Origin of the sequence: Pseudomonas sp. CFBP 13711 (genome assembly GCF_014842265.1) — a bacterium.
Classification (GTDB): domain Bacteria; phylum Pseudomonadota; class Gammaproteobacteria; order Pseudomonadales; family Pseudomonadaceae; genus Aquipseudomonas.
Genome location: NZ_JACYVI010000001.1, coordinates 1,027,553 through 1,052,565 on the forward strand (window position 1 = coordinate 1,027,553; position 25,013 = coordinate 1,052,565).

At 59.8% G+C, this 25,013-nt stretch carries 17 protein-coding genes; 11 read left to right on the forward strand and 6 right to left on the reverse strand.

The window, feature by feature from the left end; translation table 11 throughout:
* Positions 1 to 163: 163 nt before the first annotated feature.
* The 5 genes from kdgD to IFT47_RS04695 all read right to left on the reverse strand — a co-directional run bounded on the left by kdgD (position 164) and on the right by IFT47_RS04695 (position 6,084).
* Complete coding sequence (gene kdgD / locus IFT47_RS04675) at positions 164 to 1,075, reverse strand: 5-dehydro-4-deoxyglucarate dehydratase (RefSeq protein ID WP_192170685.1); 912 nt, start codon at positions 1,073 to 1,075, stop codon at positions 164 to 166.
* 489 nt (positions 1,076 to 1,564) lie between these two features.
* The gene (locus IFT47_RS04680) at positions 1,565 to 2,314 is read right to left on the reverse strand and encodes a FadR/GntR family transcriptional regulator (RefSeq protein ID WP_074886528.1); all 750 of its coding nucleotides are present in this window, start codon (positions 2,312 to 2,314) and stop codon (positions 1,565 to 1,567) included.
* Between the two features lie 119 nt (positions 2,315 to 2,433).
* Positions 2,434 to 4,170 (reverse strand): ABC transporter ATP-binding protein/permease, encoded by a 1,737-nt coding sequence (locus IFT47_RS04685; RefSeq protein WP_192170684.1) that lies wholly within the window; start codon positions 4,168 to 4,170, stop codon positions 2,434 to 2,436.
* A 100-nt stretch (positions 4,171 to 4,270) separates the two neighbouring features.
* Positions 4,271 to 4,831: a response regulator transcription factor gene (locus IFT47_RS04690; protein ID WP_065990162.1), complete on the reverse strand. Its 561-nt coding sequence runs from the start codon at positions 4,829 to 4,831 to the stop codon at positions 4,271 to 4,273.
* Entirely contained in the window at positions 4,828 to 6,084 is a 1,257-nt protein-coding gene (locus IFT47_RS04695; RefSeq protein WP_192170683.1) for an ATP-binding protein, read from the reverse strand. Before IFT47_RS04695 ends, IFT47_RS04690 begins: the two co-directional genes overlap by 4 nt.
* Positions 6,085 to 6,291: 207 nt before the next feature.
* On the opposite strand from IFT47_RS04695, the gene IFT47_RS04700 reads away from it, so the two are divergent.
* The 11 genes from IFT47_RS04700 (at position 6,292) to IFT47_RS04750 (ending at position 22,183) form a co-directional block, all read left to right on the forward strand.
* Positions 6,292 to 7,008, forward strand: a complete 717-nt coding sequence (locus IFT47_RS04700; RefSeq protein WP_192170682.1) for an SIMPL domain-containing protein — start codon at positions 6,292 to 6,294, stop codon at positions 7,006 to 7,008.
* A gap of 252 nt (positions 7,009 to 7,260) precedes the next feature.
* Complete coding sequence (locus IFT47_RS04705; RefSeq protein ID WP_192170681.1) at positions 7,261 to 9,429, forward strand: HET-C-related protein; 2,169 nt, start codon at positions 7,261 to 7,263, stop codon at positions 9,427 to 9,429.
* Positions 9,430 to 9,541: 112 nt separating this feature from the next.
* Positions 9,542 to 11,140, forward strand: a complete 1,599-nt coding sequence (locus IFT47_RS04710) for an ABC transporter substrate-binding protein (RefSeq protein ID WP_192170680.1) — start codon at positions 9,542 to 9,544, stop codon at positions 11,138 to 11,140.
* 283 nt (positions 11,141 to 11,423) lie between these two features.
* Complete coding sequence (locus tag IFT47_RS04715; protein ID WP_192170679.1) at positions 11,424 to 13,052, forward strand: ABC transporter substrate-binding protein; 1,629 nt, start codon at positions 11,424 to 11,426, stop codon at positions 13,050 to 13,052.
* Positions 13,053 to 13,390: 338 nt separating this feature from the next.
* Complete coding sequence (locus IFT47_RS04720) at positions 13,391 to 14,992, forward strand: ABC transporter substrate-binding protein (protein WP_192170678.1); 1,602 nt, start codon at positions 13,391 to 13,393, stop codon at positions 14,990 to 14,992.
* A 157-nt stretch (positions 14,993 to 15,149) separates the two neighbouring features.
* Positions 15,150 to 16,529 (forward strand): OprD family outer membrane porin, encoded by a 1,380-nt coding sequence (locus tag IFT47_RS04725; protein ID WP_192170677.1) that lies wholly within the window; start codon positions 15,150 to 15,152, stop codon positions 16,527 to 16,529.
* Positions 16,530 to 16,624: 95 nt separating this feature from the next.
* Entirely contained in the window at positions 16,625 to 18,232 is a 1,608-nt protein-coding gene (locus IFT47_RS04730) for an ABC transporter substrate-binding protein (RefSeq protein ID WP_192170676.1), read from the forward strand.
* A gap of 64 nt (positions 18,233 to 18,296) precedes the next feature.
* Entirely contained in the window at positions 18,297 to 19,307 is a 1,011-nt protein-coding gene (locus tag IFT47_RS04735; protein WP_037012635.1) for an ABC transporter permease subunit, read from the forward strand.
* 11 nt (positions 19,308 to 19,318) lie between these two features.
* On the forward strand, positions 19,319 to 20,230 hold the full coding sequence (locus tag IFT47_RS04740; RefSeq protein WP_192170675.1) for an ABC transporter permease subunit: 912 nt from the start codon (positions 19,319 to 19,321) through the stop codon (positions 20,228 to 20,230).
* Positions 20,231 to 20,240: 10 nt separating this feature from the next.
* On the forward strand, positions 20,241 to 21,209 hold the full coding sequence (locus tag IFT47_RS04745; protein WP_065990186.1) for an ABC transporter ATP-binding protein: 969 nt from the start codon (positions 20,241 to 20,243) through the stop codon (positions 21,207 to 21,209).
* The gene (locus tag IFT47_RS04750; RefSeq protein ID WP_192170674.1) at positions 21,209 to 22,183 is read left to right on the forward strand and encodes a peptide ABC transporter ATP-binding protein; all 975 of its coding nucleotides are present in this window, start codon (positions 21,209 to 21,211) and stop codon (positions 22,181 to 22,183) included. The genes IFT47_RS04745 and IFT47_RS04750 overlap by 1 nt, the downstream gene beginning before the upstream one ends.
* Before the next feature lie 112 nt (positions 22,184 to 22,295).
* Here the strand turns inward: IFT47_RS04750 and IFT47_RS04755 are convergent, their stop codons facing one another.
* Complete coding sequence (locus IFT47_RS04755; RefSeq protein ID WP_192171042.1) at positions 22,296 to 24,848, reverse strand: PepSY domain-containing protein; 2,553 nt, start codon at positions 24,846 to 24,848, stop codon at positions 22,296 to 22,298.
* Positions 24,849 to 25,013: the final 165 nt, after the last annotated feature.

Genomic DNA, 25,013 nt, shown 5'->3' on the forward strand with positions numbered 1-25,013 from the left:
CCACTAATTATTTTTTTGTGCGGGTAAACGATCTTATGTGTGTGCTGCTCGCCCCTGCCCCTAAAACAGATGCGATGTGAAGCTGTCCTGCCAGGTATCCGTTAGCAAAGCCCCGAGGGCAAAAAACCGCTGATCGCTCAGCGGTTTTGCGGCAACTGGGCAGTTACTGTTTGCCCTGCTTGTCCATCAGCGCAGCCAGCATGTCGACTTCGTCCGACGTCAGATCAGTCAGCGGCGCGCGGACCGGACCTGCGTCGTAGCCGGCAAGCTTGGCGCCCGCCTTGACGATGCTCACTGCGTAGCCGTGTTTGCGGTTACGGATGTCGAGGTACGGCAGGAAGAAATCGTCGATCAGCTTGCCGACGGTCTGGTGATCGTCTTTGGCGATGGCGTGGTAGAAGTCCATCGCCATTTTCGGCAGGAAGTTGAACACCGCCGACGAGTAAACCGGCACACCCAGCGCCTTGTAGGCGGCGGCGTAGACTTCAGCGGTCGGCAGGCCGCCCAGGTACGAGAAGCGGTCGCCAAGACGACGGCGGATCGAAACCATCAGTTCGATATCGCCCAGGCCGTCTTTGTAGCCGATCAGGTTCGGGCAGCGCTCGGCCAGCTGTTCCAGCAGCGCAGGCGTCAGGCGGCAGACGTTACGGTTGTAGACGACAACGCCGATCTTGACCGATTTGCAGACCGCTTCAACGTGGAGGGCAACGCCGTCCTGGCTGGCTTCGGTCAGGTAGTGAGGCAACAGCAGCAGGCCTTTGGCACCCAGACGCTCGGCTTCTTGAGCCATCTGAATCGCCTGGCGGGTCGGACCACCGACGCCAGCCAGAATCGGCACGCTGGTTTCGCAGGTGTCGACGGCGGTCTTGATGATCTCGGAGTACTCGCCGCCGGTCAGGGAGAAGAACTCACCTGTGCCGCCAGCGGCGAACAGCGCGGAGGCGCCGTACGGAGCGAGCCATTCCAGACGCTTGATGTAGCCAGCGCGGTGGAAGTCGCCCTGGGCATTGAAATCGGTAACGGGGAAGGAAAGCAGACCGTGAGAGAGGATGGACTTCAGTTCTTGTGGATTCATTATTCGAACACCCTGGGGAGCTATTTTTGTGGATGAAGCACCAGTCCTGCGCTGATGTCGTAAGTCATCGTACAACTGGGAGGGGGATCACTCAATAGCGTTTTGAAATATTTATGACGGGTGAGGATGAGTGGTGGATTTGAGGGAGGCCGAGATTTGGCGGAGGTGGCGACAGTCAGATGGTGGTATTGCGTAGTCGCAGATTGCACGACCCTGTGGGAGCGAGCTTGGTCTGGGCCGCATCCGGACGAAGAGGCCCTTACATCCGGTACATCTGCAGAGCCTGAAATGCCGTCTTCGTGAGCAAGCTCACTCCCACACTGACAGTGTTTGCCACAACAATTGCATCTGCCTCCGGACCGGGGCGATGGGGCAAAGGAGCAAAGGAGCAAAGGAGCAAAGGGGCAATCCCAAGGCTATTAACCAATCCCCGCAACCGCTTCAATCGAGGGCAGCGCAGCTACGCCATGCCCTTTCAAACAATCCACCTCAAGCCCGCTGCGATTCAGCCTCTTCATGGGCATGGCGCAGTCGTTCGCGGCTGTTGGTCAGGTGCAGGCGCATGGCGGCGCGAGCGGCGTCGGAGTCCTGGCGCGCGATGGCGTCGTAGATTTCCTCATGCTCGCGGCTCAGGCGGCTCATGTAATGCTGGTTGTCATCATGAGCGAGGCGCGCCGAGTTCAGCCGGGTACGGGGGATGATGCTCGTACCCAAGTGATTCATGATGTCGGTGAAGTAGCGGTTGCCGGTCGACAGGGCAATTGCCATGTGGAACTGGAAATCGGCGCCGACGGCATCGCTGGCATGGGCCGCGCTTTCGTTGAGAGCATCGAGGGCGGCGCGCATGTCCGCCAGTTGTTCGGCGGATCGGCGTTGAGCAGCCAGGCCGGCCGACTCGACTTCAAGACTGATGCGCAGCTCGAGAATCGCCAGGACGTCGCGCAGGGTGACGATGGTCGCCGGGTCGATACGGAATCCGCTCGGGCTTGGCGTGTCGAGGACAAAAGTGCCAATGCCATGCCGGGTTTCCACCAGCCCGGACGCCTGCAGCCGCGAGATGGCTTCGCGTACGACGGTACGGCTGACGCCCTGCTCTTCCATGATGGCGGACTCGGTGGGCAACTTATCGCCGCGCTTGAGCCCGCCACTACGGATGCGCTCGGAGAGTTCGGTGACCAATTCCTGCGCGAGACTGCGGTGCTTTCGGCGGGCGCGAGGCGGAGCGCTCTGATTTTCCATATCCAACATGCATCTCTAAATACGCTGAACGCTGATGATAGCTCACCGGGTTGTCTGATCACACAACAACCCCGGCGAGGCGCCTGGTTACGACACTTTATCGCTTCAGCACTCTACGCTCAAAGTGCCGTTTCGGTTAGCGGCTGCTCGTGCAACTGGCCACCGTCAATGCGCACGTGACGACGATGGAAGCGCTTGAGGCTGCTGCGGTGGCCGATGCTGAGTAAGGTCACACCCGGCAATTCGTCCAGCAGCGCCTGATACAACGCGGCTTCATCCTCTTCATCCATCGCTGATGTGGCTTCATCCAAATACAACCAGTCCGGCGCGAACAGCAGGGCGCGGGCGAACGCGACGCGTTGTTGCTCGCCCGGCGAGAGCATGCGCTGCCAATGCTCGCTCTCGTCCAGTCGTGGAATCAGATGACCCAGGCGGCAGGTTTCCAACACTTGGGCGAAGCGCTCTACAGGATAGACCTCGGGCGCCTGGGGATAACTCAACGCCTCCCGCAACGTGCCGATCGGCAGATACGGTTTTTGCGGCAGGAAAAACGCGCGTTTGGCCGGTAATTTCACCGCACCATGGCCCTCTTTCCACAACCCGCCCATCGCCCGCAGCAGCGTACTTTTGCCACTGCCGGAGCGGCCGCTGAGCATGACCTTCTCACCTGCTGCAATGCTGATGTTTGCGTTGTTCAGTAGCTGGCGACCGCCTGCGAGGGATAGCGCCAGGCCTTCAAGCTGCAAGGCGTTGCTTTCATGACTGACCTGGATGGCCGGCACGCGCGCTTCGTTTTCGTCCATGGCCTGACGGAAGCTGAGCAGACGATCACAGGTGGCGCGCCACGATGCCAGTTGGGTGTACGCGTCGATGAACCAGCTGAAATTCTCCTGCACGTTGCCGAAGGCCGAGTTGATTTGCATCAGCTCGCCCAATTCGATCTTGCCCGCGAAATAACGCGGCGCGGCCACAACAAAGGCGAACACGATGGCGATTTGTGAGTAACCAGCGGTGAAGAACGTCAGGCGCTTCTGCACCTTCATGATCGTCCAGAAGTTGCTCCAGACCATGCCGAATCGCGCGCTCAGGCGCTGATTCTCGTTGGCCTCGCCATCGGACAGGGCGATGCTTTCGGCGTTCTCGCGAACGCGCACCAGCGAGAAACGCATGTCGGCTTCGTAGCGCTGTTGCTGGTTGCTCAGGACGATCAGGCGTTTGCCGATCAAGTGAGTCAGCAAGCTGCCCACCGCGGCATAAATAAGTGCGGCCCAGAACATGTAGCCCGGAATGGTGATGCCGAGCAGCTCGATGCTGCCGGACACACCCCACAGGATCACCGAGAACGACACCAGACTGACCACGGTGCGCAGCAGGCCGAGGCTCAGGCTGAGGGTGTCAGACGTGAAGTTGTTGAGGTCTTCGGACAGACGCTGGTCAGGGTTATCGGTGTAACCGCCCTGCTCCAGCCGATAGTAATTCTTGTGCGCGAGCCATTTGGCGAAATGCTGTTCGGTCAGCCAGCGACGCCAGCGGATGGTCAGCATCTGGGTCAGATAGAGGCGATACACCGCGCCGAGAATGGCAATGGCGGCAATGCCGCAGAAGTAGAGGATGAGATGGGTGAAGGCCCCCAGGTCCTTATTCTGCAGCGCGTTGTAGAAGTCGCGGTACCAGCTGTTGACCAACACCGAAATGAACACGCTGAACAGCGACAGCACGATCACTGCGATCAACAGCACCCAGGCCATGCCTTTTTCTTCGCTGCGCCAGTAAGGCGTCACCAGCTTCCAGACCCGGGAAAAGAAATTCCCGTTCACAGCGTCATTGACCCTGGATTCATCTACATCAAAATTCATGGCAAAAAGCTCGGCAGCGGGCAGTTATAGGCGTTGGCGCCAATGTGCCAGACGCCACAGACGATCTTCCATGAATAAATCTTTAAAAAGCAGTCCCTGCTTAACGACGGACCGGGCGCTTCTGCAACTTGCGCTGCAAGGTGCGTCGATGCATGCCCAGCGCCCGCGCCGTGGCGGAGATATTGCCTTCGTGCTCGGTCAGCACGCGCTGAATGTGCTCCCACTGCAAACGGTCAACCGACATCGGATTTTCCGGCACCAGCGTGTCCAGATCGGCATGTTCGGACAGCAGCGCTGCCAGCACGTCATCGGCATCGGCCGGTTTGCACAGGTAGTTGCAGGCGCCGCGCTTGATTGCTTCGACTGCGGTGGCGATGCTCGAGTAACCGGTCAGGATCAGCACGCGCATTTCCGGGTCCAGTTCCAGCAACTTGGGCAACAGCACCAGCCCCGAGTCGCCTTCCATCTTCAAATCGACGGCGGCGTAGTCCGGAATGTCCTGCTGCGCGAGGGCCAGGCCCTCGTCGGCGGAACCGGCAGTGCTCACGCGAAAGCCACGGCGCGCCATGGCCCGTGCCATCACGCGGGTGAAAGTGGCGTCATCGTCCACCAACAGCAGGTGCGGCAGTTCTTCGCCTTCAACCTGGATTTCGTCAGTCATGCTTCATCTCCTCGTGCGTCACGGGGCAGGCGCAGCTCGGTAAGCGTGCCGCCTTCCTCGTGAGGATAGAGTTTCACCGAGCCGCCCGCGCGGGTCACGCTGGCCTTACTCAAGAACAGGCCCAGGCCGAAGCCTTTGCCCTTGGTGGTAAAAAAGGGTTTGCCGATCTGCTCGGCGATGGCCAGTGGTACACCGGCGCCATGATCGCGGATGCTGATGCGGATTTCAGTGGCGGTCCAGTCCAGATTCACCTCGAGCCCTTCGGCGCAGGCATCGGCGGCATTGTTGAGCAGGTTCAGCAGCGCCTGAGTGAGATCCGGCGGCGGCGCCAGCATCGGCACGTCGCCCTGCCCCAGCCGTTGAAAGCGGTAAGTGGCTTCCGGGCGCATCAAGTGCCAGCGGTTGAGCGCCTGATCGAGCCAGTGCGTAACGGTCTGTTCCTGCACCGAGAGCCGACGATTCGCCTCAGCGGCGCGAACCAGTTGCTGCAGCGTCTCTTTGCACAGCTTGACCTGATCCTGCAGCACCGAGAGGTCTTCCTGTAACGCGGGGTCTCTGTGGTCCTGCTGCATTTCCTTGAGCAGCACGCTCATCGTCGCCAGTGGCGTGCCCAGCTCATGGGCGGCGCCAGCGGCTTCGGTCGCCACCGCCAACAGTTGCTGATCGCGCGCCCCTTCTTCGCGGCGCAAAGCACGCATGTGTTCCTGACGGCGCAGCTCTTCGGCCATGCGCGCGGCGAAGAAGGTGATCACCCCGGCCGCCAGCGCGAAGCTCAGCCACATGCCGTAGATCTGCATGTTCTCGCGGGCCACAAATGCATCCAGCGGGAAGAACTTGGCCAGCATCAGCGTGTACAGCGCCAGCGCGATGCCCGACAGGATCAGCGAATAACGCCACGGCAGGGTCACTGCAGCGATGGTCAGCGGCACCAGATAATAAGAAACGAACGGGTTGGTCGAGCCGCCGGAGAAATACAGCAGCGCGCTGTGGATAAACAGGTCGAACGCCAATTGCACCGCGTATTCGAGTTCGGTCACCGGCCATGAGGTGCGCAGACGAATGGCGGTCAGCAGGCAGACGATCGCCGAAAAACCGAGGGTGATGTCCAGCTGCAGCCAGGGCAGCGGCAGCAGATCGAAGAGGTAGGCGAACCCCACCGAGCCTGCCTGTGCACCCAGCACCAGAATGCGGATGAACGTCAGGCGCCAGAGGTTCTGACGGGTGGCGGAAAGCAGTTGCAAGGGGGCGAGCATGAGCTCTCCTGATGAGCGCTCCAGGCGAATCGGAGCGAGTATAACCAATGCGACAACAGTTGCCGTCAAAGTGCGTCAAAGCGCCACATCCATCTGACGGGTGTGTGACGGCGCAGGAACAAGCCTCCGGGTTCACAGTCTCATGGGCATCCGTCCGCCGGGGGCTTGCAATGCGCCTCAGGACGGTTCGCCAAACAAGGAGTTTTTATGTTCAGCCTTCGTCCCACTGCCACATTGTTTACCCTGGGCGCACTCGCGCTGGCCAGCACCCCTGCCCTCGCCGACGACGTTCACTACAACCAGGTTTCGGTCCGCGCCGAGGTCAGCCAGGAAGTGCAGCGCGACCTGATGACCGTCACGCTCTACACCGAATCCCAAAACACCGACCCGGCCAAACTGGCGGCCGGTGTCACTGAAACCCTGAACAAGGCCCTGGGCGAAGCGCGTCAGGTCAAGGACATCAACATTCGTCAGGGCAGCCGCAACAGCTACCCGATCTACGACGACAAAGGCCAGAAGATCACCGGCTGGCGCGAGCACGCCGAACTGCGCCTGGAAAGCGCAGACTTCGCTGCCCTCTCCAAGTTGACCGGCGACCTGTTGGGCGGCGACATGAAAATGGGCGGCATGGACTTCTCGATCTCCAACCCCGCGCGCAAGACCAGCGAAGACGCTCTGCTCAAGGACGCTGTGACGGCCTTCCGCGCCCGCGCCAAACTGGTGACTGACGCACTGGGCGGCACTGGCTACAAGGTGGTCAATCTGAACCTGAACACCTCCGGTTTCCCGCAGCCGTATCTGCGAGCGCCGGTCATGATGATGAAGGCCGCCCGTGCCGACGCCGCGCCAACGCCGGATGTCGAGGCCGGCACCAGTCAGGTCAGCGTCGCGGCAGACGGTGTCATCGAAGTCGCTATTCCTTGATGCACACGGCGGCAGCCAAGGGCTGCCGCTTTTTCCCTCCCCCGCCCCTGCTTTTATCCCGCTGTCCCGTGGCCCCTTCCACATCCGCGCGCCCCTTATCTCCTACGTCCCCGGGCGATTCGGCCGATTTTCACGTCGCCTGAAATACATAGAATTGTCCCCGGCAGTACCCAACCTAAACGCGCAATGACGGCCGCCTCCTCCTATGGGGTGTGACCGTGCGCAGCTAATGATTCAAGGAAGAATCCAGTCATGCCTTTTCAAGCTCAACCCGTCATTCCGGTCGACATGACCACCCGCACGTTACGCAGTAGCTTCGCGCTGGACCTGCTGACCCAAGTGGCCAAAAAACTCACGCCAGATTCTTTTGCTCTGGAGATGAGCAACATCTTCGGCAACGACATCCCGCATCACCTCTACACGAAGCTGCAGGACAAGCTGCTGGCAGGGGAAGTGGCAAACCCTGAGATCCTCCTTGCCTGGGAGCTGGGTTTCGAAGCGGACTACGACAACCGCGAACGCGTCATCCGCGTCGATTGGGGATTCTTCGTCCGCACCACTGCCCACCCACAGCACTACTGGTGGCTGCTCACCGCACTGCTCCACGAATTCGGCCACCACATCGACAATGTCCTGCGCCATGAGCTGATCGACGAGAACGCACCCGTGGCAACGGATGCGCCGTTCGAAGAGGGCCATCTGTTCACCTTGTGGATAACCGAAGCTGCTCGTCCGGCCCAGGACGAACTGACCTTTGCCACGTATTCCGAAAGTGCAGCCACCGGCCGTCAGTACGCGATGTCGTGGAAAAGAGCCTGCGAAGCCATTCGCGATTATCTGGCCTCGACCGATCTGCGCTTCGAGCCAACGCACAGCAATTCCGATCGGGAAGCCTTCGAAGCGGGCACTGACGCCAAAGGCAGCACCCACCAGACAATCGAGTGGGTTCTGCGGGATTTCAATTTCAGCCGAGTAGAGATAGACGCCGTGTACTTCGGCAACTGGCTGCGAGATTACTCCCAGGTCGTCGATCCCAAGATCACCCGCGCAGCAGACATGCCAAAGGAGTTTCCAGCGGCCCTCTCTCGCGCAAGCTGGACCCACCTCGTCGATGTGCTGGCCGCTAAAAAATTCGTCGATTTGCGGATGCGCTACCCCAACGAAATGAAGGTCACGCGCGAAAAGCTCGGCGTTTATCGCCCGACAGAGCACATCGACAATCCGCTGGTCACTGATCCGCCCTTCCCGGACCCGAAGGTGCGTGATCCCGACTTTGAAGCCTGGGTGCTACCCGGCGATCCATCCCTGGGTGCGGACCGAGCCACGTCGATGAAGCGCTACATCGGCAATGCGGTGAGCTACATGGAGCAAGAACTGCGTCTTGCCATGAGCAAAGGCCGTTCCCTCGACGGGCTGCGCAGCTTCGGCGCCGCCCTGCATGTGCTCGAAGACCTGTTCGCCCATTCAAACTTCGCAGAGCTGAGCCTGATCAAGGCCGGGCATGTCAGGGTTCTGCCCTGGACAACGCCTGTTCACGTCAAATGGAATCTGCCATTGGTCACGGGCACGTTCGGGGCCACCGACGTGATTGCCAGTCTGGCGGGGCCGCTGGGCAAAATTCTCTTTTCCACCCAGGAACTGGAGTTCGAGCTCACCCAGCCGGGTTATCGCTCGGACCGGGATAAAGTGATGATGGTGTTGCTGAGCGAACATCCTGATCAGGACTATTTCAAGGCATTCGACGCGCTGCTCACGGCCAGGGACGGCCTGGTGACGCTTGCGAAGCAAATGGGCGTAGACACCCTCAAGTTCTATCGCTGGCTGATCAACACCCCGGCGGGCATTCTCTTGAACGCCTATAACAGCGCGGCGCAAGGTGTTCTGACCTGGATCGGCAACAGCGTCGACGACGCGCAAACCCTGCTGGGCAGTGACCCGAATATAGATCCGACTCTGGAGCCGAGCCACTCGCAACTCTCCAAGGACCACGCCGAGCACCCTCTTCACGATCTGGCAGCGCTGCTCGCTACCGAAGCCGTGCGCCAGGTCGCGCAGGCCATGGTTGATCACTGGGCAGGAAAACCTGGCGCCGATCCGGTCGCCGTCGCATCGGCGTTCTTTTGCCATCCCGCCGACAGCGAGTGGCAGTACCCGATCGTCACGGCATGGGCGGGCAGCAATCCGGCGGAAGTGGCGCGCAGTGAATCGAAGAGCGAGCTGGACAAAACCCAGCAAGCGGCGATCGATGAACTCCGCGCCATCCAGAACACCCTCATCAAAAACAGTCAGAGCTATCTGGACTACGTGTTCAACAGCAAAACCTCTCAGACCTCTGGCGTGCAGGGTTTTCTGGAGCAGGGTTTCATGAAAGTGGTTTCCAGCACACCCTGGTGGAAAGAGCTGCAAACGTTCATCAAGTAATAAGCTTATGAATTTCCGTGGCTTGTTGCCCAAGTGAGCCGTGCGGCATTCTTGGCGGTCTATCATCCCGTCGATGAATTCAGGCATGAGTGCCGCACTTAATGAGGTTCACATGGACACAACCTTCAAACCCCTGCTCCTGGCAGCCGCAATGGCGCTGTGCGTTCCCTCGGTGCAGGCGGCCAGCACCCTTGTCTATTGCTCGGAAGCCAGCCCTGCCGGCTTCGATCCCAGTCAGTACACCAGCGGCACCGAGTTCGATGCGTCAGCAGAAACAGTCTTCAACCGCCTCACCCAGTTCAAGCGCGGCGGCACCGATGTCGAGCCGGGGCTGGCTACCAAATGGGAAGTGTCCGACGACGGCTTGACCTACACCTTTCATTTACGGCCCGGGGTGAAATTCCACACCACGGACTATTTCAAACCCACCCGCGACTTCAACGCCGATGACGTGCTGTTCACCTTCAATCGCCTGCTGAATGCGGACGACCCGTTCCGCAAGGCGTACCCGTCGGAGTCGCCGTACTTCACCGACATGGGCATGAACACCACCATCAAGCAGGTGGAAAAGCTCGACGATCAGACCGTCCGTTTTCAACTGAACAACATCGATGCCGCCTTCATCCAGAACCTGGCGATGAGCTTTGCCTCGATTCAGTCGGCTGAATACGCGGCGCAACTGATCAAACAAGGCAAGGCCGGCGACATCAACCTGAAGCCGATCGGTACAGGCCCATTCGTGTTCAAGCGCTACCAGAAAGACGCGCAGATCCGTTACGTCGGCAACAAGGAATACTGGAAGCCGGAGGACGTGAAGCTCGACAACCTGATCTTCTCGATCAACACCGACGCCGCCACCCGCTTGCAGAAACTCAAGACCGGCGAGTGCCAGATCAGCGGGTATCCGCGCCCTCAGGACATCGAAGAAGCGCAGAAAGACCCGAATCTCAAGGTGCTGAGCCAGGCCGGTTTCAACCTGGGTTTTCTGGCCTACAACGTGACCCATCCGCCGCTCGATCAACTGAAGGTGCGTCAGGCACTGGACATGGCGATCGACAAGCCGGCCATCATCAAAGCGGTTTACCAGGGCGCAGGCCAACTGGCACAGAACGCGCTGCCACCGGCGCAATGGAGCTTTGACCCAAATATCAAGGACGCGCCCCACGATCCTGAAAAAGCAAAGCAGTTGCTCAAGGAGGCAGGCGTTGCACCGGGCACGCAGATCAATCTGTGGGCGATGACCGTGCAGCGTGCGTCCAACCCCAACGCGCGCATGTCGGCGCAGATGATTCAGTCGGACTGGGCAAAGATCGGTATCAAGGCCAACATCGTCAGCTATGAATGGGGCGAGTACATCAAGCGCGCCAAGGCCGGCGAGCATGACGTCATGATCTACGGCTGGACCGGTGACAATGGTGACCCCGACAACTGGCTGGGCGTGCTGTACAGCTGTGGCGCGGTGAAGGGCAGCAACTACGCGAAGTGGTGCAACCCGGCCTACGACAAGCTGGTCACCCAGGCCAAGCTGACCAGCAACAAAGACGAGCGGATCAAGCTGTACCAGCAAGCGCAGAACATTCTGAAAAACGACGTGCCGATCACACCCATCGCCAATTCCAAAGTATTTCAGCCGATGCGCAAAGAGGTACAGGATTTCAAACTCAGCCCATTTGGCCTGACGCCCTTCTACGGCGTGAGCCTGGCCAAATAATTCGCTGAAACCAACAGCGAAGTAACACTTGATGACCGAAGCGGGTGCAATCGCCACGTTGCGATGCACCATTTTGGTGCTGCAAAGATATCGATATGCGACACGCAAACGTTCAACAGCGTCAGAAATTACACTTATGCGACATTCGTGTACGTTCGTGCCACTGTTTGTCACCTTGCTGGCGCCAGCATCTTGCTTTGGGTATGGCGCCTGCATAAGTATCCGCGGGACAGGCTCAAAAGGCCGTACCCTCAATCAAAAAATGACAACAACTGAGGCCACCATGCTCAAAAAAGCGGTCATTCCGTTTCTTCTCGGCGCAGGTTTGATCGCCAGCGCTCCCTTCGCCCATGCAGCATCGAATCTGGTGTTCTGCTCCGAAGGCAGCCCTGCTGGTTTCGATCCAGGTCAATACACCACCGGTACCGACTTCGATGCTTCGGCCGAGACCGTTTTCAACCGTTTGAGCCAGTTCGAACGTGGCGGCACCGCTGTCATTCCAGGCCTGGCCACCAGCTGGGACGTTGCCCCGGATGGCCTGACCTACACCTTCCACCTGCGTGAAGGTGTGAAATTCCACACCACGCCGTACTTCAAACCGACGCGTACCTTCAATGCCGATGACGTGCTGTTCACGTTCAACCGCATGATCAACAAGGACGACCCGTTCCGTAAGGCGTACCCGACCGAATTCCCGTACTTCACCGACATGGCGATGGACACCAACATCACCAAGATCGAGAAGGTCGACGATCACACCGTCAGAATGACCCTCGGCACCGTTGATGCTGCGTTCATCCAGAACCTGGCGATGAGCTTCGCGTCCATTCAGTCCGCTGAATACGCCGCCCAGTTGCTCAAAGAAGGCAAGCCGGAAGACATCAACCAGAAGCCGATCGGCACTGGCCCGTTCGTGTTCAAGAGCTACCAGAAAGACTCCAACATCCGGTTCACCGGGAACAAGGACTACTGGAAGCCTGAAGACGTCAAAGTCGACAACCTGATTTTCGCCATCACCACTGACGCCTCGGTTCGTGCGCAGAAGCTGAAGAAAGGCGAATGCCAGATCACCGCTTACCCGCGTCCGGCCGACCTCGCGCCACTGAAGGCTGACCCTGCTTTGAAGATGCCTGATCAGGCCGGCTTCAACCTGGGTTACATCGCCTACAACGTGATGCCGAAGATCAAGGGCGAAGACAAGCCAAACCCGCTGGCTGACCTGAAAGTACGTCAGGCGCTGGACATGGCTGTCGACAAGAAAGCCATCATCGACGCGGTGTATCAGGGCGCGGGCCAACTGGCGACCAACGCCATGCCGCCGACCCAGTGGTCCTACGACACCACCATCAAAGATGCTCCGTACGACGTCGCCAAAGCCAAGGACCTGCTCAAGCAGGCCGGCGTGAAGGAAGGTACCGAAATCACCCTGTGGGCGATGCCGGTTCAGCGTCCTTACAACCCGAACGCCAAGCTGATGGCCGAGATGCTCCAGAACGACTGGAAGAAGATCGGCATCAACGCCAAGATCGTTTCCTATGAGTGGGGCGAGTACATCAACCGTGCCAAGGCCGGCGAGAACGGCGCCATGCTGATTGGCTGGAGCGGCGACAACGGTGACCCGGACAACTGGCTGGGTACCCTGTTTGGCTGCGACGCCCTTAACGGCAACAACTTCGCCAAATGGTGTGACAAGCCGTTCGATACCTTGATCCACCAGGCCAAGGAAACCACCGATCAGGCCAAACGCACCGAGCTGTACAAGCAGGCTCAACATCTGCTGAAAGATGCCGTGCCTATGACTCCAATTGCCCACTCGACTGTTTATCAGCCGATGCGCAAAGAAGTTCAGGACTTCAAGATCAGCCCATTCGGTCTGAACTCGTTCTACGGCGTCAGCGTCAGCGGCAAGTAATATCTTTAAATGACCAACCGGTCGCGTTGCCTCAGGGCAACGCGACCGCGTTGTCATGTGCACGATCGTTAAATGAAATTGACTATCGTTAGATGAGTAGCGACTTGCTTACAGTCCTTGCCTACTAACGATAAGCACTTTTCCTACAAACTTTGAAGCACGCGTAACTATGGACTGTGTGGCGCCAGAGACATACCTTCTGACAAGCCGCCAATATTGTCCGTTGTTTATCTTGAACAGTGAGATGTATCCGGGCGTTGACTGTCCATTTGCGCAAACAATTGCCATGGATCGCGCAGGCATTCGCATTTAATGCGCTTCTTACGATAAGGAATATCATGCGTTCGAATATCGTTATGCCATCACTTATTGCCGCAGGGCTTCTGGCTATGACGCCCGGCGTTCAGGCTGCCAGCAAAAGTCTGGTCTTCTGTTCGGAAGGCAGCCCGGCCGGGTTTGATATCGGTCAGTACACCTCCGGCACTGACAACGATGCCGCCGAGCCGATCTACAACCGTCTCGCCGAGTTCGCCCGCGGCGAGACCACCGTCGTACCCGCTCTCGCAACGAGCTGGGACATCTCCCCTGACAACCTGACCTACACGTTCCATCTGCGCGAAGGCGTCAAATTCCACAGCAACAAGACCTTCACGCCCACGCGCGATTTCAATGCCGACGACGTCTTGTTCACGTTCAATCGCATGCTGCACAAAGACCATCCGTTCCGCGTTGCTTATCCGACGGAGTTTCCGTTCTTCACCAGCATGGGCCTGGACAAGAACATCAAGTCGGTGGAAAAGACCGATCCGATGACCGTCGTATTCACACTCAACAAAGTCGACGCGGCGTTCATCCAGAACGTCTCGATGAACTTCGCGTCAATCCTGTCTGCTGAATATGCAGACAAACTGATGGCGACGGGTGATGTGCGCGATATTAACCAGGCGCCGATTGGCACTGGCCCGTTTGTGTTTCAGCGCTATCAAAAAGATTCGCAGATTCGCTACGTGAAAAACAATGCGTTCTGGGACCCGAGTCGGGTCAAGATTGATCAGTTGATCTTTGCGATCAATACAGATGCGTCGGTGCGCATTCAAAAGCTCAAGAAGAATGAATGTCAGGTCACGCTGAATCCGCGCCCGGCAGACGTAGAGTCGATCGAAGCGGACAAAAACCTGCAGGTCATCAAAAAGCCCGGTTTCAACCTCGGCTATATCTCGTACAACGTACGCCACGCCCCGCTGGACAACTTGCAGGTCCGCCAGGCGCTGGACATGGCGGTGGATAAACAAGCGATCATCGCTGCGGTGTATCAGGGCGCCGGGCAACTGGCCCAGAACTCGATGCCACCGACGCAGTGGTCTTACGACGACACGGTCAAGGACGCGCCCTACAACCCGGAAAAAGCCCGCGAGTTGCTGCGCGCCGCCGGCGTCAAGGAAGGCACCGAACTGACCCTCTGGGCCATGCCGGTTCAGCGCCCCTACAACCCCAACGCCAAGCTGATGGCCCAGATGCTTCAGGCCGACTGGGCCAAGGTGGGCATCAAGGCGACCATCGTCAGTTACGAGTGGGGCGAATACCTCAAGCGCAGCAAGAACGGCGAGCACGACATTTCGCTGATCGGCTGGACCGGGGACAATGGCGACCCCGACAACTGGATGGGCACGCTGTACAGCTGCGCGTCCATCGGCGGCAACAATTACTCGATGTGGTGCGACGAAAAATACGACGCGCTGGTCAAGGCCGCTGTCTCGAACACCAACAAGGATCAGCGCATCGCGCTGTACAAACAGGCGCAGCATTACCTGAAAGAACAGGTCCCCATTACGCCGATTGCCCACTCGACGGTGATCCAGCCGCTGCGTAAGGAAGTGCAGGGTTTTCTGGTGAGTCCGTTCAATCGCAACAACTTCTCGGGCGTCAGCATCGCCGACTGATTCAAAAACATGCCTGGGGGCGCAACCACGCCCTTTGGCATTGCTTTATCCGCGTTTAGCCGGATAGGCAGGAAAATGGCCATGAGGCCGCACCACCGAGCGGGCTACACCATAAAAAGCCCGCCTCTAAAAAAGCAGCAATCGGGAGCTTCAAAACGTGAAAAAAGCCAGCACCGCTGTATTCGCCTTATCCGTCCTCGCCCTCAGCGTCGCGGCTCAGGCAGAGCCGACCAGTCAGGAATTCGTTCCGACCACACTGGCCACCAGCAACCTCCAGGGCGAAGCCAAGGGATTCCTGGAAGACTCGAAACTGACCGGTTCGACCAAGAACTGGTACGCCAACGAACTGTTGCGTCGTGGCGGCGAGTTCCGCCGCAGCGAGAACGGCGTCGTCGTCGACAGCGACCCGCGCCGGATCAACTGGGTTCAGGGCACCATCGTTGACTACAGCTCGGGCTTCACCCAGGGCACTGTAGGCTTCGCCACGCAAATGGCGGTCTACAACGCCGTTGCGCTGGACCGTGACAAGGACGACCTGATGGGCGGCGCCAACCGTACGCTGACCGAGAACAACGGCGACCCTGTTGGACAGTGGAGCAAGTTGGGCCTGGGCAACATCAAGGCGCGCGTTTCCAACACGACCCTGACCGCCGGCCGTCAGTCGATGAACACCCCGGTGCTGGCTTACATCGGCAACCGTGCGCTGCCTTCGAGCTTCGAAGGTGTGAGCATTCTGAGCGAAGAGTTCAACAACATCTCGATCCAGGCCGGCAGCTTCGACCGCGTGTCGCCACGTACCGAGCAGAGCCTGACCAAGTTCCGTTCCGAGTACACCAACAACACCGCCACCGCCGATCGCGTTGACATGGCGGGCGTGGATTACAAGCCGTTCAAGAGCCTGACCACCAGCTTCTACGCCTCCAACGTCGAAGACTTCTGGCATCAGTACTACTTCGCTTTCACCCACGAACTGGGTGACCCTGATGTACTGGGACTGAGCACCAACCTGAACTACTACAAGACCAAGGATTCCGGTCAGAAGAAGATGGGCGAGATCGACAACGACACGTACAGCCTGTCGTTGACCGCCACTCACAAGGCGCACAGCTTCAGCGTTGCGTACCAGGAAGTCGAAGGCGACACCTACTTCGACTACGTCCACGACACCAACGCCATCTTCCTGGCCAACTCCCTGCTCTCGGACTTCAACGGCCCGAACGAGAAGTCGGTTCAGCTGAGCTACCTGCTGAACATGGCCGACTACGGCGTGCCAGGCCTGAAGTTCAACATCTATCAGGCGCGCGGTTTCGACATCGACGGTACCCATTACAAAGGCACCGCTTACGATGTCCGCGGTATGGACGGCGAAACTCACTACGAATACGGTGTTGGCTCGTCGTACACCCTGCAGTCCGGCCCACTCAAGGCCTCGACCATGCGTGCGACCTACACCACTCACCGCGCGAGCGCCAACCAGGCTGACGGCAACATCAACGAGTTCCGTCTGGTGACCACGATTCCATTCAACATTATGTAATCAGCACGATCGATCGGGCCTCAAGGTGCGGTTTACCGAACTTCGTGGCCCGATACCGACTCACTTATGGCTTCATCACTTGCGGAGTGCGTTACTTGAAATCGACATTCAAACTCGCAACATTGCGCAGCGCGATCGCACTGGCGGTATTCAGCGTCGCGGTCGGCGTATCGGCCAAGCCTCTGGTGGTCTGCACCGAAGCCAGCCCGGAAGGTTTCGACACGGCGCTCTACACCACGGCCGTGACCGCCGATGCGTCGGCGGAAACCATTTACAACCGTCTGGTGGATTTCAGGCCAGGCACCACGGAAATCGTCCCGGCATTGGCCGACACGTGGGAGATCAGCGATGACGGCCTGACCTACACGTTCCACCTGCGCAAGGGCGTCAAGTTTCACACCACCGACTACTTCAAACCGACCCGCGAGATGAACGCCGATGACGTGGTCTGGAGCTTCCAGCGTCAACTGGACCCCAACCACCCGTGGCACAAACAGTCGCAGGTCGGCTACCCGTACTTCGAGAGCATGGGTTTCAAAGAGCTGCTGAAGAACGTCGAGAAAGTGGACGACAGCACCGTCAAGTTCACCCTGACCCGCCGCGAAGCGCCGTTCCTGGCGGACGTCGCCATGGCCTTTGCTTCGATTTACTCGGCTGAATACGCCGATCAGCTGCTCAAGGCCAACAAGACCGATAACCTCAACAGCCAGCCCATCGGCACCGGTCCGTTCGTCTTCCAGCGCTACGCAAAGGATGCTCAGGTTCGCTTCAAGGCCAACGCGGATTATTTCCGGGGCAAGCCGCCGGCTGACGCTCTGATCTTTGCCATCGCCACCGACAGCAACGTGCGCCTGCAGAAGCTCAAGGCAAACGAATGTCAGATCGCCCTGTATCCGAAGCCCGATGACATCCCGAACATCAAGAAAGACCCGAGCCTGAAGATCGACGAACTGAACGCGATGACCACCGCGTACGTCGCCATGAACACCACGCACAAGTACATGAGTGACGTGCGGGTGCGTAAAGCGATCGAGATCGCGTTTGATAAAGAAGCCTACGTCAACGCCCTGTTCGGCAAAGGCAACGCCACCGTCGCCGTGAACCCGTATCCGGACACGCTGCTGGGCTACAACAAAGACCTGAAAAACCCTGCTCACGATCTGGACAAGGCCCGCGCTTTGCTCAAGGAAGCCGGCGTTCCTGAAGGCACCGTGCTGACCCTGTTCACCCGCAACGGCGGTGGCGCGACCAACCCGAACCCGACCATGGGCGCACAAATGATGCAGGCCGACCTGGCCAAAGTCGGCATTAAGTTAGATATACGCGTCATGGAATGGGGCGAAATGCTCAAACGTGCCAAAAACGGCGAACACGACATGGTGTCGGCCGGCTGGGCAGGTGACAATGGTGACCCTGATAACTTCCTGACTCCACTGCTCAGCTGCGAGGCCGCTAAAAACGGCGAAAACTACTCGCGCTGGTGCAATCAGAAGTTCCAGACGTTGATCGATCAGGCGCGGGAAAAAACCGACCCGGCCGAACGCGCTTCGCTTTACGAGCAGGCTCAAGTGATCTTCAACCAGGATTTGCCATGGATCAGCATGGCCCATACCAAAATGTTCACTGCAATGCGCCATAACGTGGAGGGTTACCACATCAGCCCTCTCACCACTAATAACTTCGCTACCACCCAAGTGAAGTAGAAGAAGAATCCGGCGGGCTCTATTACCCAGAGACCCGCCGGTACCTGATGAGGTACACGAGAAGATGTTTAGTTTTATCGCTCGCCGAGTGGGGTTGCTCATACCCACCTTCTTCGGCATCACCTTGCTGACCTTCGCCCTGATTCGCCTGATTCCGGGTGACCCTGTCGAAGTCATGATGGGTGAACGCCGGGTCGATCCGGAAATGCACGCCCAAGCCATGGAACGTCTTGGCCTGAACAAACCCCTTTATGCGCAATACATCGATTACGTCGGCAAGCTCGCCCATGGCGACCTGGGCGAATCGCTGCGTACGCGCACGAGCGTGTGGTCCGAATTCACTTCGCTGTTCCCGGCAACACTGGAACTGTCGATTGCGGCGCTGATCTTCGCAGGCATTCTCGGTCTGCTGGCCGGTGTCATTGCGGCACTGAAGCGAGGGTCCCTGTTCGACCATGGGGTCATGGGTATCTCCCTGGCGGGGTACTCGATGCCGATCTTCTGGTGGGGCCTGATCCTGATCATGTTCTTCTCGGTATCCCTGGGCTGGACCCCGGTATCGGGCCGTATCGACCTTCTGTACGACATTCCCCCCAGAACCGGTTTCATGCTGATCGACACCCTGCTCAGCGACGAAGAAGGTTCGTTCATGGACGCTCTGCGTCACTTGATTCTGCCGGCCATCGTGCTGGGTACCATTCCGCTGGCGGTCATCGCCCGGATGACACGCTCCTCGATGCTCGAAGTCCTGCGTGAAGACTACGTGCGCACTGCGCGCGCCAAGGGTCTGTCGCCGGCTCGCGTGGTGTTCGTTCACGGTCTGCGCAACGCGCTGATCCCGGTGCTGACGGTGTTCGGTCTGCAGGTGGGCACGCTGCTGGCCGGTGCGGTGCTGACCGAAACGATCTTCTCCTGGCCGGGCATCGGCAAGTGGCTGATCGAAGCCATCGGCGCCCGTGACTACCCTGTCGTGCAAAACGGCATCCTGCTAATCGCCTGCCTGGTGATTCTGGTCAACTTCGTGGTGGACATCCTCTACGGCTTTGCCAACCCACGCATTCGTCATCAGCGCTGAGATCCCTTTTTATGAGCACACCTACTCCCGTAGCAGCAGTCGATCAAAGCCTGCTCTACCCGTCCGTTTACAAAGAGTTCTGGCAGCACTTTTCCAAGAACAAAGGCGCCGTCGCCGGTCTGGTGTTCATGCTGGTGATCGTGTTCTGCGCCCTGTTCGCGCCGTGGGTTGCCCCCCATGATCCGAGCGAGCAATACCGCGACTTCCTGCTGACCCCGCCGGTCTGGCTGGAAGGCGGCCAATGGCAGTTTCTGCTGGGGACCGATGAACTGGGCCGCGACCTGCTGTCGCGTCTGATCCAGGGTTCGCGCCTGTCGCTGCTGATCGGTCTGTCGTCGGTGGTGATGTCGCTGATTCCGGGGATTCTCATGGGTCTGCTGGCCGGTTTCTTCCCGAAGATCCTCGGCCCGACCATCATGCGTCTGATGGACATCATGCTGGCGCTGCCATCGCTGCTGCTGGCTGTGGCCATCGTCGCGATCCTCGGCCCAGGCCTGATCAATACCGTCATCGCCATTGCCATCGTTTCGCTGCCGTCCTACGTACGTCTGACCCGTGCAGCGGTCATGGGCGAGCTGAACCGTGACTACGTGACCGCCGCGCGTCTGGCCGGCGCAACGCTGCCGCGCCTGATGTTCATCACCGTGCTGCCCAACTGCATGGCGCCGCTGATCGTTCAGGCCACTCTGAGTTTCTCCTCGGCGATCCTCGACGCTGCGGCGCTGGGCTTCCTGGGTCTGGGTGTACAACCGCCGACGCCTGAGTGGGGCACCATGCTCGCTTCGGCCCGCGACTACATCGAACGCGCCTGGTGGGTGGTAAGCCTCCCGGGCCTGACCATTTTGCTCAGCGTGCTGGCAATCAACCTGATGGGCGACGGTCTGCGCGATGCGCTGGACCCGAAACTCAAGAACGCCGCCTGAGGACGTCCGAATGTCTCTTTTAAACATCAAGAACCTCAACGTGCGCTTTGGCGACGCCACGGCCACCCCGGTGGTCGACGGCCTGGATCTGGCCGTCGACAAGGGCGAAGTACTGGCAATCGTGGGCGAATCGGGTTCGGGTAAATCCGTGACCATGATGGCGCTCATGGGCCTGATCGAGCACCCCGGCATCGTCACCGCCGACGCCCTGGTCTTCGACGGCAAGGACATGCTCACGCTCAATGCGCGCCAGCGTCGCAAGATCGTCGGCAAAGACATGTCGATGGTCTTCCAGGACCCGATGACTGCGCTGAACCCAAGCTACACCGTGGGCTTCCAGATCAAGGAAGTGCTCAAGCAGCATTTGGGTCTGTCGGGGCGTGCGGCCCATCAGCGCGCACTGGAGCTGTTGCAGAAGGTGGAAATCCCGGGCGCCGCACAGCGTCTGGACGCCTACCCGCACCAACTGTCGGGCGGCATGAGCCAGCGCGTCGCGATCGCCATGGCCATCGCTGGCGAGCCGAAGCTGCTGATCGCCGACGAACCGACCACCGCGCTGGACGTGACCATTCAGGCGCAGATCATGGACCTGCTGCTGGCCCTGCAAAAAGAGCAGGACATGGCGCTGGTGCTCATTACGCACGACCTCGCCGTGGTGGCTGAAACCGCTCAGCGGGTTTGCGTGATGTATGCCGGTCAAGCCGTGGAAGTGGGTCAGGTGCCGGGGCTGTTCGACGTCCCTGCGCACCCGTACAGCGAAGCACTGCTGGCGGCGATTCCCGAGCACAGCATGGGCGCCGCGCGCCTGTCGACACTGCCCGGTATTGTCCCGGGTCGCTACGACCGTCCAAGTGGCTGCCTGCTCTCGCCGCGCTGCCCGTACGTCCAGGACAAATGCCGCCAGCAACGCCCGGGCCTAGACCCGAAAGCACATAGCCTGGCGCGTTGCTTCTTTCCGCTGAATCAGGAGGTGGCGTGATGAGCGAAATCGTACTGACCGCTCGTGACCTTACTCGTCACTACGATGTGTCCCGTGGGCTGTTCAAGCCCCATGCAACCGTGCGCGCGCTCAACGGCGTGTCGTTCGAACTCGAAGCCGGCAAGACCCTGGCGGTGGTCGGCGAGTCCGGCTGCGGCAAGTCGACACTGGCCCGCGCGCTGACGCTGATCGAAGAGCCTTCTTCGGGATCGCTGAAAATCGCCGGCCAGGAAGTCACCGGCGCGACCAAGGCGCAACGCAAACAGCTGCGCAAAGACGTGCAGATGGTGTTCCAGAGCCCGTATGCGTCGCTCAATCCGCGGCAGAAAGTCGGTGATCAACTGGGCGAGCCCCTGCTGATCAATACCAGTCTTTCCGCCGCCGAACGCCGCGAGAAAGTGCAGGCCATGATGGCCCAGGTCGGTCTGCGTCCCGAGCACTATCAGCGCTATCCGCACATGTTCTCCGGCGGTCAGCGTCAACGTATCGCGCTGGCGCGGGCGATGATGCTGCAGCCTAAAGTGCTGGTGGCGGACGAACCGACTTCCGCGCTCGACGTGTCGATTCAAGCGCAGGTGCTTAACCTGTTCATGGATCTGCAGCAAGAGTTCAACACGGGCTACGTGTTCATCTCCCACAACCTGGCGGTGGTGCGTCACGTCGCCGACACGGTGTTGGTGATGTACCTCGGTCGCCCGGCCGAGATGGGTCCCAAGGACGAGATCTATAACCGTCCGCTGCACCCGTACACTCAGGCGCTGCTGTCAGCGACTCCGACGATTCACCCGGACCCGTCGAAGCCGAAGATCAAAATCGTCGGCGAGCTGCCCAACCCGCTGAACCCGCCGTCAGGCTGCGCGTTCCACAAGCGCTGCCCGTACGCGACCGAGCGTTGCGCCGTCGAAGTGCCGGGGCTGCGTTGGGTCGACAACCGTCAGGTTGCCTGCCATTACGCGGAACAGTTTGTGGCGTGATGGTTGAGTAAGAAAAAGGCCGTTGCGTGTGAGCGCAACGGCCTTTTTTTGTGGCTGGCGTAGGACCGGCTTTAGCCGGGAATGACCCGACAGGCTCACAACCAGAACGCTATCAGTAAACATCCCGCCGATACCGCCCCTGCTCGATCAACTCCCGCACCGCATCCTCACCCAGCAGAGCGTTCAACGTTTCATCCACGCCAGCCGCCATGCCTTCCAAACTGCCGCAGATGTAAATCACAGCGCCCTCGGCCAGCCAGCGCCGCAGCTCATCAGCCGCCTCACGCAGCCGATCCTGCACATAGATTTTTTCAGCCTGATCCCGGGAAAACGCCAGGTCCAGACGCGCCAGATCGCCACTCGCCAGCCAGCCGTTAAGTTCGTACGCGCAGTGGAAATCGTGCGCCCTGTTTCGCTCGCCAAACAGCAGCCAGTTGCGTTGCTCACCCGAAACGACGCGCGCCTTGAGCAAGCTGCGCAGGCCTGCCAGTCCGGTGCCGTTACCAATCAGAATCATCGGCGCAGGCTCGGCAGGCAGATGGAAACCGCTGTTGCGACGCACCCGCACGCTGACGGCGCCGCCCACGGCGACATGCTCGGTCAACCAGCCCGAACACAGCCCAAGGCTGCCATCGGGGTGCAGTTCCTGACGCACGATCAGCTGCAACACACCGTCCTCGGGAATCGAAGCGATTGAATACTCGCGCATGGCCAACGGCACCAGCTCATCGACCAGCGCCTGGGCGTGCAAGCCGACCAGATGACTGCGATTGACCGGCAGCTGTCGCGAGCACAAGGCTTGGCCGAGGGTCTCGCTCAAGCCGTCGACGGTGACCTGGGTGTCAGCAGCGATGCCCAACCCGGACAGGAACTGCTCGACCGCAGACGCCGGATTACGCGGCAATATCTCAACCAGATCGCCGGCCTCCCAAGCAGCCGCCGACTCACACGTCAGTCCCAGCAAGAACACTTTCGAACCCACGCTTCCGGGGTTCAGCCATTCCCGAGCCACCAGCGTCCAGCTCTGATACTCCGGCGCTTGCCAGACGGTCGTCGGCGTCGAGCCTGTCAGCTGGCCCAACTGCTGTTGCCAGTGTTGCAGCGCTACACCGTCGCCGCTGTCCACTTCAACCGGCGCGAACAGCGTGTGTCCGCCGCGCTCCGCCAGCCAGCCGTGCAGCCGCTGAGCGAAACCGCAGAACTGTTGATACTGACGATCGCCCAGCCCAAGCACCGCGTAGTTGAGGTTCTCCAGCGCCAGCGGCCGGCCCAGCACCTTGCGCTCGAAGCCACGGGCGCTGTCCGGTGCCTCGCCGTCGCCGAAGGTGCTGACCACGAACAGTGCGTTGCGGCTCTGGTGCAGGTCCTGCTCGGTGATGTCGCCCAGCCGCTGCACCTTCACCGGCACCCCGGCAGTTTGCAGCTGGCCGGCCGTCTGCCAGGCGAGTTGCTCGGCGAACCCGCTCTGGCTGGCAAAGCCGATCAGCCACGCCGCGCCCTGCTCGCCCGTCATCGTCGACACTTCACCGCGCGCATTGCGGATCTCGCGCTTCTTGCGTCGGCGGTCGAGGTAGAGCAGCCAGCCGGTGATGAAAAACAGCGGCATCAACAACGCGGCCACGGTCACGACGATGCGCCCGATCAGGCCGAAGTAGCTGCCGGTGTGCAGGGCGTAGTTGCTGATTAACAGCTGCGCGCCGAGGCTTTTCTCTGTGTAACGCGACACCGCCTTGAGGGAGCCATCGGCCGGGTCGAGGCTGATCTGGTTCAAGGCACGAGGGTGCGGCGCTGTTTTGAGGAGGTAAAACACCGTCGCCATCTGGCCCGGTGCCTGGGGCATGCGCAGGTTGTAGGTCTTGAGGTCCGGGCCGGCAGCGCTCTGGATGGTCTGCCAGATGGCGTCATAATCCGGGGCCGAAGCCGTGAGTTCCTTGGGCGCCTCTTTCACGACCGGGCCAGGACGCGGGCCGCCGCCACGGCGCTGTTCGCCCGCCACGGGAGGATCGCCAATCAGCTTGGTCATGCCGTTGCTGAACCAGTCGTAAGACCACATCAGCCCGGTGATCGCCAGCAGCAAATAGATGATCAGGCACCAGGTGCCGAACACCGAATGCAGGTCCCAATTGAAACTGCGTCCCTTCTTCGCCCAGTCCATGGTGAGCCAGACGCGCCAGTTCAGCGGCTTGCGCGGCCAGCGCAGATACAGCCCGGACAGGCAGAAGAACACGAGGATCAGCGTGCACGCCGCGGTGACTTGCTTGCCGTACTCCCCCGCGGCGAGGAATCGGTGCAGGTTGAGGATGAAACCGAAGAAATCCTGACCTACGGCGTCCTCGGTGAACGCGCCGGTGTAGGGGTTGAAGTTGTGCATCTCGCCGCGACGCTGGCCCGGTGGCGGCTTGAACCAGACCTGAGCGACCTTGTCGCCGTCGACGTCAATGCGGAACATCGCCGCCGTGTCGTTGCCCTGGGCCTCGACCTTGCTGACCATTTCCGCCAGTGACAGTTGACGACCCTGAGGCTGCACGAACAACACATCGGGGTTGAGCACGTCGAGTATTTCGTCCTCGAAAGAATACAGCGCGCCGGTGATCCCCATAAGGGCAAGCACCAGACCGGCCGTGATTCCAAAGAACCAGTGCACTTGAAACAGGACTTTTTTCAACACCCTCGACACCTCACTCACCCGCTACGGCGCGCATTATGCGCACAAACGGCATACATTCTCATCTGTGGCTGATTCTTGATGCAAAACCTGGGGGACCGAGCTTGCCCTGCCACCCCGCGCTCACCCGGCCAACATAAATCCTGTAGGAGTGAGCTTGCTCGC

What these genes read in the sequence shown, in the direction of transcription:
- kdgD (WP_192170685.1), bottom strand. Translation starts at nt 1,075, where the DNA reads ATGAATCCACAAGAACTGAAGTCCATCCTCTCTCACGGTCTGCTTTCC.
- IFT47_RS04680 (WP_074886528.1), bottom strand. Translation starts at nt 2,314, where the DNA reads ATGGAAAATCAGAGCGCTCCGCCTCGCGCCCGCCGAAAGCACCGCAGT.
- IFT47_RS04685 (WP_192170684.1), bottom strand. Translation starts at nt 4,170, where the DNA reads ATGAATTTTGATGTAGATGAATCCAGGGTCAATGACGCTGTGAACGGG.
- IFT47_RS04690 (WP_065990162.1), bottom strand. Translation starts at nt 4,831, where the DNA reads ATGACTGACGAAATCCAGGTTGAAGGCGAAGAACTGCCGCACCTGCTG.
- IFT47_RS04695 (WP_192170683.1), bottom strand. Translation starts at nt 6,084, where the DNA reads ATGCTCGCCCCCTTGCAACTGCTTTCCGCCACCCGTCAGAACCTCTGG.
- IFT47_RS04700 (WP_192170682.1), top strand. Translation starts at nt 6,292, where the DNA reads ATGTTCAGCCTTCGTCCCACTGCCACATTGTTTACCCTGGGCGCACTC.
- IFT47_RS04705 (WP_192170681.1), top strand. Translation starts at nt 7,261, where the DNA reads ATGCCTTTTCAAGCTCAACCCGTCATTCCGGTCGACATGACCACCCGC.
- IFT47_RS04710 (WP_192170680.1), top strand. Translation starts at nt 9,542, where the DNA reads ATGGACACAACCTTCAAACCCCTGCTCCTGGCAGCCGCAATGGCGCTG.
- IFT47_RS04715 (WP_192170679.1), top strand. Translation starts at nt 11,424, where the DNA reads ATGCTCAAAAAAGCGGTCATTCCGTTTCTTCTCGGCGCAGGTTTGATC.
- IFT47_RS04720 (WP_192170678.1), top strand. Translation starts at nt 13,391, where the DNA reads ATGCGTTCGAATATCGTTATGCCATCACTTATTGCCGCAGGGCTTCTG.
- IFT47_RS04735 (WP_037012635.1), top strand. Translation starts at nt 18,297, where the DNA reads ATGTTTAGTTTTATCGCTCGCCGAGTGGGGTTGCTCATACCCACCTTC.
- IFT47_RS04740 (WP_192170675.1), top strand. Translation starts at nt 19,319, where the DNA reads ATGAGCACACCTACTCCCGTAGCAGCAGTCGATCAAAGCCTGCTCTAC.
- IFT47_RS04745 (WP_065990186.1), top strand. Translation starts at nt 20,241, where the DNA reads ATGTCTCTTTTAAACATCAAGAACCTCAACGTGCGCTTTGGCGACGCC.
- IFT47_RS04750 (WP_192170674.1), top strand. Translation starts at nt 21,209, where the DNA reads ATGAGCGAAATCGTACTGACCGCTCGTGACCTTACTCGTCACTACGAT.